Origin of the sequence: Sorangium sp. So ce321 (assembly GCF_051530195.1) — a bacterium.
Lineage (GTDB): Bacteria > Myxococcota_A > Polyangia > Polyangiales > Polyangiaceae > Sorangium.
Genome location: NZ_CP150329.1, coordinates 13,403,582 through 13,420,079 on the forward strand (window position 1 = coordinate 13,403,582; position 16,498 = coordinate 13,420,079).

The following is a 16,498-nucleotide window of genomic DNA, read 5'->3' on the forward strand; positions in this document are numbered from 1 at the left end:
GCATCCGCTCTCTCGGAATCGATCTCCGCTCTCTCGAAGCCGTCCTTATCGACCAACACCGAGGGGCGGGACCTGGACGACCCGTGGGCGTACGCGCTCGGGGAGAGCGAGGTGCCGTGGGTGGAGGTGCCGGACATCGCGGAGGTGGACGGGGCGTTCGAGGAGGGGAGGGACCGTACGCGGCGTACGCGGACGGGGTGATCGAGGCGCTGGAGGGCGACGTGAGCGGCGGCGTGGTGGTCGCGCGGGCGGACTTCGGCGAACGTGCGGGCGTGGCGGGAGAACAGCGCGGCGCTGGAGATCGCGCTGCGCGACCGGATGGGGGTGTCGCTGGCGGAGACGAACGCGTTCCTGAAGGCGCGGAACCGGATCACCGGGGTCGTGCGACGGTTCATGGATGCGTCGGACTGGTTCGTCGACACGCCGGTGCCGGCGCATCTGCGGGCGCAGGTGGACACGGTGCTCAAGCCGCGGTTCGATGCGCTGGCGGACCAGATGAAGGACAGCCTCAACCAGTGGACGGGGGAGGGGCTCGACCTGGAGCAGACGCAGCTCTACCAGACGATCAGCGCCTTCGCGGGGGCGATGTCGACGGTCGGGGAAGGCGTCGAGGCGTACGCGGAGGTGATGCAGACGCTCGTGCATGCCACGACGCGCATGGGGGTGGGGTTCGTGCCGGTGGTCGGGCCGGTACTCGACCTATGCGAGGCGGTGACAGGCAAGGCGTTCTGCCTGCCGTCGGGGCAGGAGCTCAGCGACGAGGAGCGGATCTTCTCGGGGGTGGGCTTCGGGCTCGGGGCGATCGGGCCGATATGGCGGGGCGTGACGAGCAGCGGCCTCCGGCCGTCCGCCATCCGGGTCGCTGGGGAGATCGCGGAGATCGAGGAGGCGTTCGCCCACATCGTGAAGACGAATCGCGTCAGGGGGTACAAGAACCTGCGCGGGGCGATCACCTAGTTCGAGGTGAACATCTTCGAGAAGAAGGCGGCCAAATTCCTGGTGGACGACGGCCGATCGCTCGTCGGGGTCGGCGACGACGGCGTGCGCGACGTGGCCGGCATTCCGAAACACTCAAGCCCTGGTGGTACCGAAGCGGCGGCGCCCGACTTCGTGTCGATATCCAGGGGGCACCAGCTCATCCTGAGCGAGGGGAAGGGCGGAACGATCGACCTTTTCAAGGTGCGCGATCAGCTCTCGAACGCGATGAAGGCGCTGAAGGAGAAGGGGCTTGATGGAGACGTGACCCGAGTCGAGCTCATCATGGAGCAGGGGGCGGAGTTCAAGCCGAAGAAATTCACCGTCAAGGACGGCTACCTGTTCGATTGGGACGAGGGCAAGCCCCTCGCCCTTGCACGTCGCGCGCGTTCTCCCTATCTCCGAACTTCGCTCGCGGCCGGGCCGAGCGGGTGAGCTCCCCCCGGCAGCGAACCCCATGGTCCGCTCGTAGCTCGACCGCGATCCACGCGCGCCCTCCAGGTCGCGTTGCCGCTTCGGCCCTGACGTCTGCGCATCAGGAAGCCAGCCGTCCGCCGCCCTGGCTCACACGTCGAGCAGCAGCTGCGTCAGGATGTAGTTCGTGATGAGCACGGTGACGCAGCTCTCGACGACCGCGCGCGTCGTCGCGACGCCGACGCCGCGCGCGCCGCCCGAGGCGAAGAAGCCGTGCCGGCACGAGATCGCCGACATGATGAACCCGAAGACGCACGCCTTGATGAGCCCCATCGAGATGTCGCTGGGGAGGGCGAAGTCGCGGACGCTCTGGAAGAATGCGCCCGCGTCGCCGCCGAGCCAGACCACCGCGACGAGGTACGAGCCGCACATGCCGACGCTCGTGTAGAGGATGCACAGGAGCGGCAGCATCACCGTCGCGGCGAAGAGCCGGGGCGAGAGCAGGTACTGCACGGGGCTCACGCTCATCGTCGCGATCGCGTCGATCTGCTCGGTGACGCGCATGTTGCCGAGCTCCGCGGCCAGGGCGCTGCCGGCGCGGGCGGTGACCATGATGGCCGAGAAGACCGGCGCGAGCTCGCGGGCGAGCGAGACAGCGACGAGGCCGCCGACCCGGCCCTCGGCGCTGAACGCGCGCAGCGCGTAGGACGTCTGCAGCGTCACGACCATGCCGCTGAAGACGCCGGTCAGGCCGACGATGAAGACCGACTGGGCCCCCATGAAGTCCATCGCGGCCAGGAACTGCGCGAGGCGGAACGGCGGGCGCACCAGCCAGACGACCGTCTGGAAGGTGAGCGTGACGATGGTGCCGATGTTGTCCAGGAACGTGAGGACAGGCTGAAGCACCCTGTTGAGCAGCTCGCCGCCGCTGGTCGCCGCGCCTTCCTTCACCGTGCCGCCCTTGTACCACGCAACGCCCCCGCGCACGGGCCCAGGCGCGCGGCGAGCGCCTCGAGCACCGCGCGGCTGCGCTCGCCCGTCGCCCTGATCTCCACGGCGCGGCCAGGCGCGCTGTCATCCGCCGCATCCGCCGGGACGGCGAGGTGGAGCAGGAGCGCGTCCCCGCCGAGCGCGTCCACGAACGGCTCGCCCCACTCCACCACCACGAGCGCCCCCTCGGCGCGGCGCTCGCGCAGCCCGAGGTGGGCGAGCTCTGCCGTGGCGGCGCGGTGCGCGTCCTCCCCGGAGGACGCGCCGCCGAGGCGGTACGCGTCGGCGTGCGCGATCGGGACCCGGCCCTCGTGCTCGTGGACCAGCGTGAAGGTCGGGCTCGTGATCGGGAGCGCCGGCGGCACGCCGAGCGCCCGGCAGAGGGCGCGGGCGAAGAACGTCTTTCCGGCGCCCAGGTCGCCGGCGAGGACGACGAGGTCGCCGCCCTCGAGGCAGCCGGCGAGCGCGCGGGCGAGGCGGATCGTGCTGCGGCGGCTCGGTAGCTCGATGCGCATGCGTCAGAACCGGGCCCCGGCGCCGAGCGTCGCGCCGAGCAGGAGCAAGGAGCCGTCCCCGACCGGGACCCACCGGAGGTTGCCGAGCTGGGCCTCGAGCTGCACCGACGAGCTCAGCGCGAGCACGACGTCGAGCGACGCCCCGAGCACCGGGTGCACCTCGAGATCGCCGCGGTACGTCGCGCCGCCAGGCCCGACGACGCCGGCGCCCGACCTGAAGAACGCGCCGAGGTGGAGCGCCGGGCCGACGTGGAGCGGGAAGGCGCGCCACGCGCCGTCCTGCGGCGCCAGGCTGGGCGTCAGCAGCAGGCGCGCGCCGCCCTCGATCCAGGCAGCGAACGGCCCGACCAGGTTGCCGCCGCCGCCGGCGAACAGCTCGAACCCCCGGTCGCCGAGCGCGTAGGCCACGCGCGCCGCCCCGACCAGGGAGGCCGCGCTGCCGCTCGCCCCCGGGAGGCGCGCCGCCGCGACGGCGGCCCCGAGCGACGCGGAAACGGCGACCCGGCGCCCGCCCGAGTACGCCGGCCAGACGCGCTCCGGCCCGAGGGGGTAGGCCATCAGCACCTCCTTCGCCGGAGGCGCCTCCGGCCCCGCGGGCACCGGGGGCAGCACGACCGTCCCGCCCGCGGACGGAGGCGGCGCGCTCGCCGGCGGAGCACGCACGGGGCGCTCCCAGGGGAGCTCGCCGATGCCCACGCCCTCGGGGCGCAGGAGCACGGCGAGCATCTCCTGCGTCTGGCGCGACGACTGGTCCCTGTCGACCTCGCGCGCGACCGACTCGACCCGGCCCGTCGAGGTGAGGAACGCGGTGAGCTCGACCCGGGTGGTCGTGACCGCAGGCTCGACGGTGCCGGTCAGGACCCACTCCGCGCCGGTCTGCGCGCTCACGGCGCGGTACTCGTCCGCGGTGTCGGCGACGCCATCGGCGACGCCCTTGAGCGCGGCCGCGACCGCGCTGTCCGGCGCAGGGGTGTGGCCGAGGGCGGCGAGCCCGCGCGTGATGTCAGCCGCCGCGGCGCTGCGGGCGGCCGCATCGGTGCCGCCGCGCGCGGGGAGCATCGCCACGCGGTCGGCGAGCGCGGCCGGGGCGATCGCCATCAGCGCAGCGGCGGCGGTACAGGAGAGGGCTCGGCGGATCATGCGCCGCCATGCTACGCGCCCCGGGACGCCGGAGCAGCCCCAGGGCGACCCGCCGGCGCGGCGTCTACGTGCTGCTCGGGCGCCGGCCGGGCGGTCCGCCCCGCTCATCGCGCTTTCCCGATCTCGCGGTACCCGATCGCCCTCGGGAGCACGCGCTTGCCGCCGAAGCCGGTCGCCGACGTCGTCCACAGCTCGGCCGTCGCGCTGCTCAGGGCCCTCGCCGCCGCGAGGCGCCGCGCCTTCACCTCCGCCGGGTCCTCGGTGCCCGTCTTCGGCAGCCGCTGCACCCCGGCCCAGGCGAGCACGCCGGCGTCGCGCCCGAGCGCCGCCCAGAAGCTCGGCGGCGTCGGGTGGGTGGCGAGCCACGCCGGGAGCGCGACCGCCGCGCCCGGTGCGTCCTCGGGCGGCGCGCCCGGCGCATCCCCGCCCGGCAGGCGCTGCGCGCTGGCGGGCGCCGCGGCGAACGGGAAGAGCCCCGCCGTCGCGACCAGGGATCCCGGCGGCGGCGAGATCGCCGCCTCGAAGCTGAGCGCGACCGTCACCGAGCGCGGGGCGGCGCGGAGCGCCTGCTCCGCGCAGGGCGCGTCGCCGGCCAGGATGAGCCCCCGGATCCCCGGCGGCCGGAGCGCGCGCGGGTCGAAGGCCCCGTCGCAGGGGAGCGCGAGCGCGACGCCGCCCTCGGCCGGCGGCGCCGCGGCCGCGCCCGACGCCGCCGCGGCCGCGCCCGGCCCCACGGCTGCGGAGCTCGCTGGCGAGCCGCCGGCCGAGCCCGCTGGCGAGCCGCCGACCGAGCCCGCTGGTGCGCCGCCCGCTGGCGAACCGCCGGCCGAGCCCGCTGGTGAGCCGCCGGCCGAGGCGTCCGCGCCCTGCTGGGCGCCAGCGTCGCCGCCCACGAGCGCCACCGGCCTCGCGCCCCGCTCGGCGAGCGCGGCCGCGAGCACCTCGATGCTCCTCGCGGGCTCCTCGCCCACGACGAAGACGAACGCGCCGTCCAGCGCCGCCGGCTCCGGCGGGTGGACGAGCAGCACCGGGATCGCGTTCGCCCGCGCGAACTTCGCCACCGCGGTCGCCTGCTCCCGGTCCGAGCCCGCGATGAGCACCGCGGCTCCCTCGGCGGTGAGGCTGTTCAGCGCCTCGTCGACGCTGCCCTCCCCGCCGACGTCGCGGCTCACGAGCCGCGCGTCCGACCCCGGCCTCAGCAGCCCGAGCCCGTGCGCCACGCCGGCGGCGACCTCGACGCCGCGGCGCCGCGACTGCTGCGTGCGCGTCGAGAGCAGCAGGCCCACCGTGGGGGGCTCGACGCGCGCCGTCCCCGCGCCGGTCCAGAGCTCGGACAGCGCGTCGCCCTGGGCGCCGAGCAGCGGGCCCGCCCGGTCGAGCAGCTCCTTCGCGAGCGCCACGTCGCGGCGCTCGCGGGCGACGATCGCGAGGCGCTCGGCGATCAGCGAGCGCAGGTCGACCTCCGGCTCCACGACCTCGCCGGCCGCTTGCCCGGCGCGCAGGGCGTCCACGAGGCGCTCGATCGGCACCTTGCGCAGCAGCGCCCCGATCTGCGCCCGCACGGCGGCGCGCTCGTCGTCGCTCGCCTCGCGCAGCCAGACGCCCATCAGCTCGATCGCCTGCGTCCACGCGCCCGCCTCCATCGCGGCGGCGGTCACCTCCTCGTTGAGGAGCGAGCGCACGTACGGGTCGATCACCTTGCTCACCAGCGGGCGCAGCACCCCGTAGGCGGGCTTCGGCTTGCCGGCGCGCCGCAGCGCCGCGCCGCGCAGCACGCGCGCGATGTCCCCGGTCGCGCCGCGCCCCCGCGCCTCGATCTCGGCCGAGAGCGCCTCGGCGCGGCGGATGTCTCCCTGCTCCAGCGCGATCCAGGCGAGGTGGGTCTCCGCGACGCGCGCGAGGTCGTCGCCCGGGTAGCGCTTCCGGAAGGCGAGGAGCTCCGGCTCGAGCGCGAGGCGCTCGGCGCGCGCGCCGTTCGCGAAGCGCGTGAGGATGCGGCGCAGCTCTGCCTGCGCCACGGGCGACGCGCTGAGGGCCGGGCTCAACGGCTCCCCGCCGCCCTGCGCGCCGCAGCCGGCGCCGGCGATCGCCGCGCCGAGCGCGAGCAGCGCGGCGGCCGCGATCGCGGGCGCACGGGGCGCACGGCCGAGGAGCGGCCGCCGCCCATCGTCGCGCTCGGTCGGCGTGCCGCGGCTCGGCGCTGGACGCCTCGCGGAGGGCGGCGCGCCGCCCGTCGTCGCGCTGCCTGTCGTCGCGCCGCCGCTCGGCGCGCTGAAGGCAGCGGAAATTCGGCCGAAAGTGTCGACTGGGTTCACCTTGACGTCACCCGGGGCATCCCATACACCCGCCGCGCCCGCCTTCCATCGAGGTCAGCGTGTCCGAGGCAACCCCCGCGAGGTCGCTCTCTTCCCAGAGCCGCCGGTCCTTTCTCCTGCGCAAGCTGCATTCTCTCACCGGCGCCCTCCCCGTGGGCGGTTTCCTGCTGTTTCATTTCTGGACGAACGCGAAGGCGCTCCAGGGGCAGGAGCGGTTCGACGCCGCGGTCTCGGAGATCTCGCACATGCCGTACCTGCCCGTGCTCGAGCTCGGGCTCGTCGTGCTGCCGCTCGCGTTCCACGCCGTCTACGGGGTGAAGCTGGCGCTCGAGGGCAGGCCGAACGTCGGCCGCTACACGTACTCGCGCAACTGGATGTACACGATGCAGCGGGTCACGGGGCTGCTCGCCTTCGCGTTCATCGGGCTCCACCTCTGGCAGTACTGGGCGCAGAAGTGGCTGGGCCGGATGGCGCCCGAGGACTTCTACCCGCGGCTCTGCGCCAGCATGTCGTCGACCGTGGGTGGCGTCCCGGTGATGGCGCTCGTCTACATCTTCGGCATCGCGGCGAGCGTCTTTCACTTCGCCAACGGCCTCTGGGGCTTCTGCTTCTCGTGGGGGGTCACCGTGTCGCGCCGGGCGCAGCGGAGGGCGGCGGTGGTCTTCGGCCTGGCGGGCCTCGTGATCTTCGCGCTCGGCGCCAACACGGTGGTTTACTTCGCGACCGGCGCGCCGTTCCCCGGGACGCCGAGCCCGGCCGCGGAGGGGGCCCGCACCTGCGCGGACGTCGCGTCGACGGGCGTGGCGGGCGTGGCGGGCGTCCCGCGCGAGCCGCTCGCGCCGGCCTCGCACTGACCATCGTAGCGGCCGCGCCCGGGTGGGAGCGGCGGCGGGAGCACTGGAATCGAACATGGCGGCGAAGAGCACGACGAGGAGCGAGGGGGGGAAGGTTCGGCGCGTGGTCGTCGTCGGGGGCGGCCTCGCCGGCCTGATGACGGTGATCAAGCTGTGCGAGGCGAAGGTCCCGGTCGACCTCATCTCGCTCGTGCCGGTGAAGCGCTCCCACTCCGTGTGCGCGCAGGGCGGCATCAACGCCTCGGTGAACACGAAGGGCGAGGGCGACAGCCCCCAGGTCCACCTCGAGGAGACGGCCTACGGCGGTGATTTCCTCGCGAACCAGCCGCCGATCCGGGGGATGGCGGAGGCCGCGCCGGGCATCGTGTACATGCTCGATCGCATGGGCGTGCCGTTCAACCGGACGCCGGAGGGCCTGCTCGACTTCCGCCGCTTCGGCGGCACGCTGTTCCACCGCACGGCGTTCGCCGGCGCGACGACGGGGCAGCAGCTGCTCTACGCGCTCGACGAGCAGGTGCGGCGGTTCGAGCTCGCCGACGTGACCGACGAGCACGGCGTGTCGATCCCGGGCGAGAAGATGGTCCGGAAGCACGAGTTCTGGGACTTCCTCGGGGCGATCCTCGACGACGCCGGCACCTGCGTCGGCTGCGTCGCGCAGGACCTGAAATCGATGCAGATCCGCGCCTTCACGGGCGACGCGGTCGTGCTCGCGACCGGCGGCTGCGGCATCGTCTTCGGCCGCTCCACGCTGAGCGTCATCTGCACCGGGACGGCCGCGTCGGCGGTCTACCAGCAGGGCGCCGTGTACGCGAACGGCGAGTTCATCCAGGTGCACCCGACGGCGATCCCGGGCGCGGACAAGCTGCGGCTCATCTCCGAGAGCGCGCGCGGCGAGGGCGGCCGCGTCTGGGTGCCGAAGGACAAGGGCGACGCGCGGAGCCCGCGGGACATCCCCGAGAAGGAGCGCGACTACCTCCTCGAGCGGATGTACCCCGGCTACGGCAACCTCGTCCCCCGGGACATCGCCGCGCGCGCGATCTTCAAGACGTGCTTCCACGAGGGGCGCGGCATCTTCAACGCCGCGACGGGCAAGAACGAGAACGAGGTCTACCTCGACCTGACGCACAAGGACGAGAAGTTCCTCCGGGCGAAGCTCGCGGGCATCCTCGAGATCTACGAGAAGTTCGCCGGCACGGACCCGTACAAGAACCCGATGAAGGTCTTCCCGGCGGTCCATTACTCGATGGGCGGCCTCTGGGTCGACTACGAGGCGGACGCGCGGGGCTCGCTCAAGGCCGGGTCGCCGCGCAACCACGCGACGAGCATCCCTGGCCTCTATGCGGTCGGCGAGGTGGACTACCAGTATCACGGGGCCAACCGGCTCGGCGCCAACTCGCTGCTCTCGTGCATCTATGGCGGCATGGTGTGCGGCCCCGCGGTCGCGAGCTATCAGAAGAGCATCAAGCGGAGCGCGCTCGACCTGCCGCGCTCGATCTTCGACAAGGCCGAGAAGCGCGCCGAGGCCGACTACCAGCGCATCCTGACGCAGAACCAGGACGCGAAGCAGCCGGAGAACGCCTATCGGCTGCACCAGGAGCTCGGCGAGGCGATGCTGCGCGACTGCACGATCGAGCGCGACAACGCCACGCTCGACCGGGTGCTCGAGAAGCTCGGTGAGCTCGAGGACCGGGCCGGGCGGATCCGGTGCACGGACACGGCCCCGCGGGTGAACCAGGGGGCGCAGTTCGTGCGTCACCTCGAGAACATGCTGGTGCTCGCGCGGGTCATCGCCGAGGGGGCGAGGCGCCGCGACGAGTCGCGCGGGGCGCACTACAAGCCGGAGTTCCCGGTGCGGAACGACGCCGAGTGGCAGCGCACGACGCTGGCGCGGCACGAGGAGAAGGGCTCGGTGAGGTTCATCCGCGAGTTCGACTACGCGTGCGCCGGCCGGTCGGTCCACGTGACGGACGCGGTGGACACGTCGCTGGTGGCGCCGCGGGAGCGCAAATACGATCAGGCGGGCGCGGCGAGCGCGGCGAGCGCGGCGAACGTCCAGACGACGGGCAAGCTGTCGCAGAAGAGCGTGTAGGATGGCCAAGGCGAGCGGAGACAAGGCGAACGGGGCGGCGGCGCCGGCGCGGGGTGACGGCCGGCTGGTGCACCTGCGGGTGCGGCGGCAGGACACCGCGGATCAGCCGGAGTCGCGGCGCTGGGAGGAGTTCAAGGTCCCTTACCTGCCGCAGATGAACGTCATCAGCGCGCTCCAGCAGGTCCAGAAGGATCCGCGGACCGCGGACGGCAAGGAGGTGGCTCCGGTCGTCTGGGAGGCGGTCTGTCTGGAAGAGGTGTGCGGCTCGTGCACGATGGTGATCAACGGCCGGGTCCGTCAGGCCTGCTCCGCGCTCATCGACCAGATCGCGCCGAAGGGCGAGGTGATCACGCTGGAGCCCATGTCCAAGTTCCCGCTCGTCCGCGACCTGCTCGTCGACCGGAGCCGGATGTTCGAGGACATGAAGCGCGTGCGCGCGTGGATCGACATCGACGGCACGCACGAGCTCGGCCCCGGTCCGCGCGAGTCGCCGGAGCGGCAGGAGGAGCGGTATCCGCTCTCCCGCTGCATGACGTGCGGCTGCTGCGTCGAGGCGTGCCCGCAGTACAACGACGGGACGAAGTTCGTCGGCGCCTTCGCGATCAACCTGGTGCGGCTCTACAACATGCATCCATCGGGCGCGATGCACCAGAACGAGCGCCTCGAGTCCGTGATGGGCGAGGGCGGGATCACCGACTGCGGCAAGTCGCAGAACTGCGTCGAGGTGTGCCCGAAGGAGATCCCGCTCGTCGACTCGCTGGCGCAGGTCGCCCGCGACACGACGAAGCGCATGCTGTTCGGCTGGCTCCTGAAATAGAGCGCCGCCCACCGCGCTACGGAAACGGCGACCCCACGCCGAACCCGAAGCCGCTCCCGAGCCCCAGGCGGACCGGCTCCGTCGTGGTCTGGCGCTCCAGCTTCCGGATGCGCATGCCCAGGATGTGCGTGATCAGCGTGCACGTCTGGTGCGCCCGCGCCGTCGCTTCGCACCCCAGCCAGACACCGAACGTCTGCCGCTCGCCGTCCTCCACGTAGCGGATCACCGCGCCGGTCTCGGCCACCGTGAGCCAGGCGTTCGCCTCGCCCGGCAGCGAGGCGTGCAGCACGCCGATCTTGCCCAGCGCGTCGTCGTTCGGGCCGGTGACCCGGCCGTCCCGCTCGAGCAACGCCACCGGCTCGGCCTCCAGACCGAACACCCGCCCGCCGCGATCCACGTTGAGCTCGTGGTCGCCGTTCACGAAGATCTTGCCGTCCGGCATGACGTCGACCGCCAGGTCGGCATAGACCCAGCGGGCGCGGGGGATGTCGAGCAGCGCGCCGCCGCGAGCCCAGTTGGCGGGGGGCGTCGCGGCGCACGCCGCCAGCAGCGAGAGCGGCAGGACGAGAGCGAGGCGTCGCATGCGGCGAGCATACCGCAGGAACAGCCGGCGCGTCGGCCAGCCGGCGCCTCGGCCGGGCTGAGCGCTAGACCTTCTCGATCCCGGTCGTGCCGAGCAGCCCCGTCGGCTTCACGAGGAGCACCCCGATCAGCACCGCGAAGACGAGGACGTCCTGCAGGCCGGAGTACGGCGTGAGCTTCGTCATCTCGCCGATGATCCCGATCAGCATGCCCCCGAGCATGGCGCCCGTGATGTTGCCGATGCCGCCGATGACCGCCGCCACGAAGGCGCGGTTGCCGATCACGACGCCCATCGTGGGGTACACCTGCGACTGGTCGAGGCAGTAGAGCACCGCGCCCACCGCCGCGAGCATCGAGCCCGTGACGAAGGTGAGCGCGATGATGCGGCCCGTGCGGATGCCCATCAGCCGGGCGGCCTCGATGTTCACGCTGAGCGCGCGCATCGCCTTGCCCGTCCAGGTGCGCCGCACGAGCAGCTCCAGCGCGATCATCACCAGGATCGAGGAGACGAAGATCACCTTGCGCGTGTGCTCGATCGGCAGGAGCTGCGGATAGCCGCGGTAGCGGGCGGTGAAGAGGAGCTGCGCCAGGTTCTGGAGGAGGACGCTCATCCCGAGCGCCGTCACGAGCGGCGTGATCCGGGTGTTCGCGAGGCCCCGGCCCCGGGAGCGCAGCGGCGCGTAAGCCACCTTCTCGACGAGGACCCCGAGCACGCCCGCGAACGCCATCGCGAACAGCGTGCCGGCCACGCCCGCTAAAAGCGGCGCATCCTGGGCGCCGAACGCCGTTATCCCGAAGAGCCCGGCGAAGGCGCCCATCATGAAGACCTCGCTATGAGCGAAGTTGATGAGCTTGAGGATGCCGTAAACCATCGTGTAGCCGAGGGCGACGAGGGCGATCATCGACCCCTGGGCGAGCCCCGTGATCAGGGCATTCACGATCTTCTCCATGGAGACCTCTTCACCGCGCGCGGTGTGGAAGACCCCCCGCGCGTGCGCGCGGGCACGACCACTACTGCTTCGCGGGCTTCTCGTTGACCGTCGCGTAGTAGGTAAACTGCTTGTCCTTGATCCGGACAATCACGACCGGCTTGTCGGCGTTGCGCTCGGCGTCGATGGTGATGACCCCCGTCGCGCCCTGGAAACCCTTGGTGTCCTGGATCGCCTGCCGGATGGCGTCCGGCGTCATCTCCTTGGCGCGGCCCATCGCGTCGGCGAGCAGCCTGGCGGCGTCATAGCCCTGCGCGCCCATGCTCGACGGCGTGCGCTTGTACCGCTCCTGGTACTTCTTCACGAAGGCCTGCGAGTTGGGCCAGGGGACGTCCGGCGCGTAGTGGTTGGTGAAGTACGCGCCCTCCAGCTCCTCCGCGGCGTCGCGCAGGAGCTCGTTCGCGTCCCACCCGTCGGTGCCGACGAACATGCTGCCCGGCACGCCCGCGGCCTTGGCCTGCCGCGCGATGGGGGCCATGCTCGTGTAGTAGATGGGCGCGTAGATCATCTCGGGGTTCGCCGACTTGAGCTCGTTGATGTACGTCGTGAAGTTGGTCTCCTTCTTGAGGAAGCTCTTCTCCATGACGATCTCGCCGCCGAGGCGCTTCACCTCGGCGCGGAACTCGTTGGCGAGGCCCGACGAGTAGAGGTCGTCGGAGGCGAAGAAGAGCCCCACCTTCTTCTTGCCGAGCGTGTTGATGATGAACTGCGCGCCCATCTGGCCCTGCACGTCGTCCGTGAAGCAGGCGCGGAACACGAAGGGCCCGACCTTCGTCACGTCCGGGTTCGTGGACGACGGCGAGATCATCGGCACCTTCTTCTTGTTGGCGACGATGCCGCCGGCGCGCGACCGGGACGAGGCGACCTCGCCGAGGATGGCGAGCACGTGGTCTCGATCGATGAGCTGCAAGACCTTGTTGGTCGCCTCCTCGGGCTTCGACTTGTTGTCCTCGTACAGGACGTTGATCGGCTTGCCCTTGACCCCGCCGGCTTTGTTGATCTCGTCGATGGCGAGGTCGATACCCTCCTTGGAGTCGACGCCGAACGCCGTCTCTTCGCCCGAGAGGCTGAAGTAGGCGCCGACCTTCCACTCCGGGTCGTCCTTCGCGTGCTTCGCCGGGTCGCCCCCCGACCCCTCGCTCTTCTTGCCGCAGCCGAGCGCCAGCGCGCTCAGCGCGAGCGCACCGGCGATCATCCTCACCAAACCCCGTCGTCCGAGCATGTCGTCGTCCTCCCTGTCGCCGGGCCGCGTGTGGGTCGCCCGCCGGTGGCCATGGCCGCCGAAGCAGCGGCCGAGAGCGCGTGTACCCCTCGCGTCTACCATTGTCTACGCGGCCCGTCAGCTTTGTCGGGCCGCGGCGCGCCCCGTGTCGGTCGTGTTAAGTGCTCGATTCTCCAAGGATTCCGGCGGCCTCGTCCGCCGCCGAGGGCGCGGCCTCGGGCGCGCGGGGAGGCTGGCCCGCGCGCGGCGCGAGGCGCCTGGCCTGCGCGCGGCCCCTAGTCTGCGCGCCGCGCGAGGCGCCTAGCCCGCGCGCCGCGCATGGACGAAGTGCTCGACGTTCCCCTTCGGCCCGCGCACGGCGCTGTCGACCTCGCCGACGACCGAGAAGCCCGCGGCCTCGATGGCCTGGCGGGCCTCGGCGATCGCCGCGAGGCGGGTCGCCTCGTCGCGGATGACGCCGCGGCCGCGGGCGGCGGCCTCGCGGCCCGCCTCGAACTGCGGCTTGATCAGCGCGACGAGGTCGCCCGAGGGGCGCAGCAGGCGGGCGATCGCGTCGATCAGCCGGGAGATGCTGATGAACGACGCGTCGACGACCACGAGGTCGATGGGGCTGTCGAAGTCCTCCCGCTGGAGCTCGCGGGCGTTCACCCTGTCGCGCACCTCGACGCGCGGGTCGGCGCGGAGCCTGGCGGCGAGCTGGCCGTAGCCGACGTCGACGGCGAAGACCCGCGCCGCGCCGCGCTGGAGCAGGCAATCCGTGAAGCCGCCCGTCGAGGCGCCCACGTCGACGCAGGTCTTGCCGGCGACGTCGAGGCCGTGCGCCTCGAAGGCGGCGAGCGCGTGCTCGAGCTTGTCGCCGCCGCGCGAGACGAACCGGGGGCCGGCGGCGACGTGGACCTCGGCGTCCTCCGGGAGCAGCGTGCCCGGCTTGTCGATGCGGCGGGGCCCCGAGGTGACCTTGCCGGCCATGATCAGCGCCTGCGCCTCGGTCCGCGAGCCGGCGAGCTTGCGGGCGACGAGCAGCGCGTCGGCGCGCACGCGGGTCACGGCGCCCCCGAGGGCAGCGGGCCCACGAGGCCAGCGCCTCCACCCGGGGAGAGGGGCGCGGCGGCTGCGTCCGAGAGCGCGAGCGCGTCGCCGTGGAGCGCCCGGGCGACCGCGGCGAGGCCGTCGCCGATGCGCGGCCCCGGACGCAGCGCGACGTCGGTGCGGAGCGGGCGCACGCGCCCCTCGCGCACGGCCCGCAGCGACCTCCAGCCTGGGGCGTCCCGGAGCGCCGCCAGCCTCGCGGTGCCCGGCTGCGCCTCGCCCTCGACGGCCGCGCCGTCGAGCAGCACGTCGGGATCGAGCGCGAGCAGGTGCTCGACGCTGAGCGACGGGTAAGCGCCCCCACGGGCGATCGCGTTCTCGCCGCCGGCGAGCCGGATGAGCTCATCGGCGAAGCTGCCGGGGCCCGCGGCGAAGATGGGCGAGGTGTCGAAGAGCAGGGCGACCCGGACCCGCGGCATGCCCTTCACGGCCTGCTCGACCGCGAGGCGGCGCGCGCGGATCCGGCCGATCGCCTGCTCCGCGCCGGCGGCCGCGTCGAGCCGCCGCCCGAGCTCCGCGAGCATCTCCTCGATCTGCGCGAGCGACTCGGTCTCGGGGAAGAACGTCGCGATCCCGTGGCCGCGCAGCGCCTGCTCGAGCGCCGGGCCGGCGGGGCCGCGGGCGCCGACCACGAGGGTCGGCGAGAGCGCGACGATCGCCTCGATGCTCGGATCGGCGTAGCCGCCGACGCTGGGCAGGCGGAGCACCTCGGGCGGGTGGTCGCAGTGGCGGGAGCGCCCGACGAGCGCCGCGCCGGCCCCGATCGCGCAGACCGCCTCCGTCGTGCTGGGCGAGAGGGAGACCACGCGCGCCCCGCCGGCAGCGACCGGGGCCCGGCGCCCGCACGCCGCGAGCGCGAGCGCGGCGAGCGCCGTGAGCGCGGCGCGCCGCGGGAGCGCGGGGCCGACGGCGCCCGGAGGCGGCGCGAGGCCTGTCATGAGCGCGGGCGCCGGCGCGCCTGTCACGAGCGCGGGCGCCGGCGCGCCCGCCACGAGCGCGGGCCCCGGCGCGCCTTTCGTGGATGCGCGGCGACCCTCAGCCAAGCCGGTCCCGGCTGCGCCGCCGCCGCCGCAGGCTCGACGCGACGCCCAGGCCTGCCGCGCCGAGCATCCAGGGGACCGGCTTCGTCGGATCAGGCCGCGGGTTGATGCTGCACGACCCGCCCGACGCCGCGTCGCCCCCGTCCTCGTCGGCCTCCTCGTCACCGCCGCGATCCTCGGGCGGCGGCGGCTCGGGGAGCTTCGCGCAGAAGCCGAGCTCCTCGTTGCAGCTGTAGCCGCCCGGGCAGGTCGCGATCTCGCTGCAGGGACGCGTGCAGTAGCCGTCGAGGCACGCGTTCGTCGCGCAGTGCTCCGGCTGCTCGCAGGCGGCGCCCACCTCGGCCGAGTAGACGGGATCGGTAGGGAAGCCCCTCGCCCAGCTGGGCTCCTCGTACCCTCCGAGGTCGGCGGCGTGCACGGCCGTCTCTTTAATCCATTCGGCCCAGCCGTACACATAGCCGTAGATCGGGTACTCGCAGCCCTCGGCGCCGCGCGAGGTCACGCCGATCACGCGGTGCATCAGGTCGAGGCTGGGCCCGCCCGAGTCGCCCTCGCAGATGCCCGTGTCCCCGACCCACTCCGTCCGCTTCACCACCGACGCCGGGCAGCCGTCGGCCACGCAGTCGATGAACAGCTTGTCGCGGCGCCGCCGCAGGCCCGCGCCGGTGCTCATGTCGTTCGTCGCCCCGAAGCCGACCGCATAGTACTCCTCGCCCTCGGCGAGGGGCACGTCGACGCGCGGAACGAGCGGCGCCGCGTCGCTCTCCGGGATCAGCTCGTCCAGGATCAGGATCGCCTGGTCGTTGCCGCAGAAGCTGTCGGCGTCGTTGCCGGGCAGCAGCACGATCTCCCGGCCGGCATAGAAGGCCGAGTCTCGCCCGATCTCCGCGTCCGTCGTCACCAGGATCCGCCCCGCCAGGTGCGTGTCCGTGAACTTCGTGGAACGGCAGGTGATCTGGCCGTCGAGCTCATTGGCCATGTCCGACACGCAATGCCGGGCCGTCAGCACCACGTTGGGCGCAATCAAGCTCCCCGTGCAGATCGCGCCGATCTCGGCGTTGTATATGCCCACGACGGCCCTGTCGGTGTCATCCAGGTAACCGTCACGGATGGCATCACGCGTTTCACCGGTCTCATCAGGGGGCTCCTCCAGGGCCGAGCTGCACGCTGTTGCAGTGAGTCCCAGGGCAAGAATCAAGGTGACTCTGGGCGAGCAAAACGACATCGAGAGCCTCCAAGTACTGCAATGTAGGTGCGACGAGCCTCGAGGCGTCGCATCGAGCCAAAGAGTCTAGAGGCGAATGTGCGGTCATGCACGCGTACTGCGCGCGATCGACGACTCGGCTCGTTGCATGCACCACATAAAGATGCCGTTCGAGAGCTCTTGCAGGATCGTCCGGTGACCGGCGTTACCCGGTTCCGCCATGGCGGCGCCAGGGGCGGGGCAGCCGGCGCCGGGATGAAATG

At 72.7% G+C, this 16,498-nt stretch carries 15 protein-coding genes; 5 read left to right on the top strand and 10 right to left on the bottom strand.

Annotated elements, in window-relative coordinates; genetic code table 11:
- Window positions 1–264: 264 nt before the first annotated feature.
- Window positions 265–957, top strand: coding sequence for a hypothetical protein (locus WME89_RS49740; RefSeq protein WP_438006517.1), 693 nt, complete (start codon window positions 265–267; stop codon window positions 955–957).
- A gap of 6 nt (window positions 958–963) precedes the next feature.
- Window positions 964–1,410 carry a hypothetical protein gene (locus WME89_RS49745; RefSeq protein WP_438006518.1) on the top strand — a complete coding sequence of 149 codons (447 nt, stop codon included), beginning with the start codon at window positions 964–966 and terminating at the stop codon, window positions 1,408–1,410.
- Window positions 1,411–1,539: 129 nt separating this feature from the next.
- Here WME89_RS49745 and WME89_RS49750 read toward each other — a convergent pair whose 3' ends face one another.
- From WME89_RS49750 to WME89_RS49765, 4 genes are all read right to left on the bottom strand, one after another.
- Window positions 1,540–2,376 carry an MlaE family ABC transporter permease gene (locus WME89_RS49750; RefSeq protein WP_438006519.1) on the bottom strand — a complete coding sequence of 279 codons (837 nt, stop codon included), beginning with the start codon at window positions 2,374–2,376 and terminating at the stop codon, window positions 1,540–1,542.
- Window positions 2,337–2,894, bottom strand: a complete 558-nt coding sequence (tsaE, locus tag WME89_RS49755) for a tRNA (adenosine(37)-N6)-threonylcarbamoyltransferase complex ATPase subunit type 1 TsaE (protein ID WP_438006520.1) — start codon at window positions 2,892–2,894, stop codon at window positions 2,337–2,339. Before tsaE ends, WME89_RS49750 begins: the two co-directional genes overlap by 40 nt.
- Before the next feature lie 3 nt (window positions 2,895–2,897).
- Window positions 2,898–4,034, bottom strand: coding sequence for a hypothetical protein (locus WME89_RS49760; RefSeq protein WP_438006521.1), 1,137 nt, complete (start codon window positions 4,032–4,034; stop codon window positions 2,898–2,900).
- A gap of 104 nt (window positions 4,035–4,138) precedes the next feature.
- The gene (locus tag WME89_RS49765) at window positions 4,139–6,349 is read right to left on the bottom strand and encodes a hypothetical protein (RefSeq protein WP_438006522.1); all 2,211 of its coding nucleotides are present in this window, start codon (window positions 6,347–6,349) and stop codon (window positions 4,139–4,141) included.
- 59 nt (window positions 6,350–6,408) lie between these two features.
- On the opposite strand from WME89_RS49765, the gene WME89_RS49770 reads away from it, so the two are divergent.
- The 3 genes from WME89_RS49770 to sdhB are packed head-to-tail and all read left to right on the top strand — an operon-like array spanning window position 6,409 to window position 10,109.
- The gene (locus tag WME89_RS49770; protein WP_438006523.1) at window positions 6,409–7,203 is read left to right on the top strand and encodes a succinate dehydrogenase; all 795 of its coding nucleotides are present in this window, start codon (window positions 6,409–6,411) and stop codon (window positions 7,201–7,203) included.
- 55 nt (window positions 7,204–7,258) lie between these two features.
- Window positions 7,259–9,292 (top strand): succinate dehydrogenase flavoprotein subunit, encoded by a 2,034-nt coding sequence (gene sdhA, locus WME89_RS49775; protein WP_438006524.1) that lies wholly within the window; start codon window positions 7,259–7,261, stop codon window positions 9,290–9,292.
- Window position 9,293: 1 nt separating this feature from the next.
- Complete coding sequence (gene sdhB, locus WME89_RS49780; protein ID WP_438006525.1) at window positions 9,294–10,109, top strand: succinate dehydrogenase iron-sulfur subunit; 816 nt, start codon at window positions 9,294–9,296, stop codon at window positions 10,107–10,109.
- A 16-nt stretch (window positions 10,110–10,125) separates the two neighbouring features.
- Here sdhB and WME89_RS49785 read toward each other — a convergent pair whose 3' ends face one another.
- The 6 genes from WME89_RS49785 to WME89_RS49810 all read right to left on the bottom strand — a co-directional run bounded on the left by WME89_RS49785 (window position 10,126) and on the right by WME89_RS49810 (window position 16,256).
- Window positions 10,126–10,692 (bottom strand): hypothetical protein, encoded by a 567-nt coding sequence (locus WME89_RS49785; protein WP_438006526.1) that lies wholly within the window; start codon window positions 10,690–10,692, stop codon window positions 10,126–10,128.
- A 64-nt stretch (window positions 10,693–10,756) separates the two neighbouring features.
- A complete protein-coding gene (locus WME89_RS49790) occupies window positions 10,757–11,641 on the bottom strand; it encodes a branched-chain amino acid ABC transporter permease (RefSeq protein WP_438006527.1) in 885 nt (294 codons plus the stop codon).
- 61 nt (window positions 11,642–11,702) lie between these two features.
- Complete coding sequence (locus WME89_RS49795) at window positions 11,703–12,902, bottom strand: ABC transporter substrate-binding protein (RefSeq protein ID WP_438006528.1); 1,200 nt, start codon at window positions 12,900–12,902, stop codon at window positions 11,703–11,705.
- A 300-nt stretch (window positions 12,903–13,202) separates the two neighbouring features.
- Window positions 13,203–13,949, bottom strand: a complete 747-nt coding sequence (locus WME89_RS49800; protein WP_437656426.1) for a TlyA family RNA methyltransferase — start codon at window positions 13,947–13,949, stop codon at window positions 13,203–13,205.
- On the bottom strand, window positions 13,946–15,034 hold the full coding sequence (locus WME89_RS49805; protein ID WP_438006529.1) for an ABC transporter substrate-binding protein: 1,089 nt from the start codon (window positions 15,032–15,034) through the stop codon (window positions 13,946–13,948). The genes WME89_RS49800 and WME89_RS49805 overlap by 4 nt, the downstream gene beginning before the upstream one ends.
- Entirely contained in the window at window positions 15,027–16,256 is a 1,230-nt protein-coding gene (locus tag WME89_RS49810; RefSeq protein ID WP_438006530.1) for a trypsin-like serine peptidase, read from the bottom strand. Before WME89_RS49810 ends, WME89_RS49805 begins: the two co-directional genes overlap by 8 nt.
- Between the last annotated feature and the right edge of the window lie 242 nt (window positions 16,257–16,498).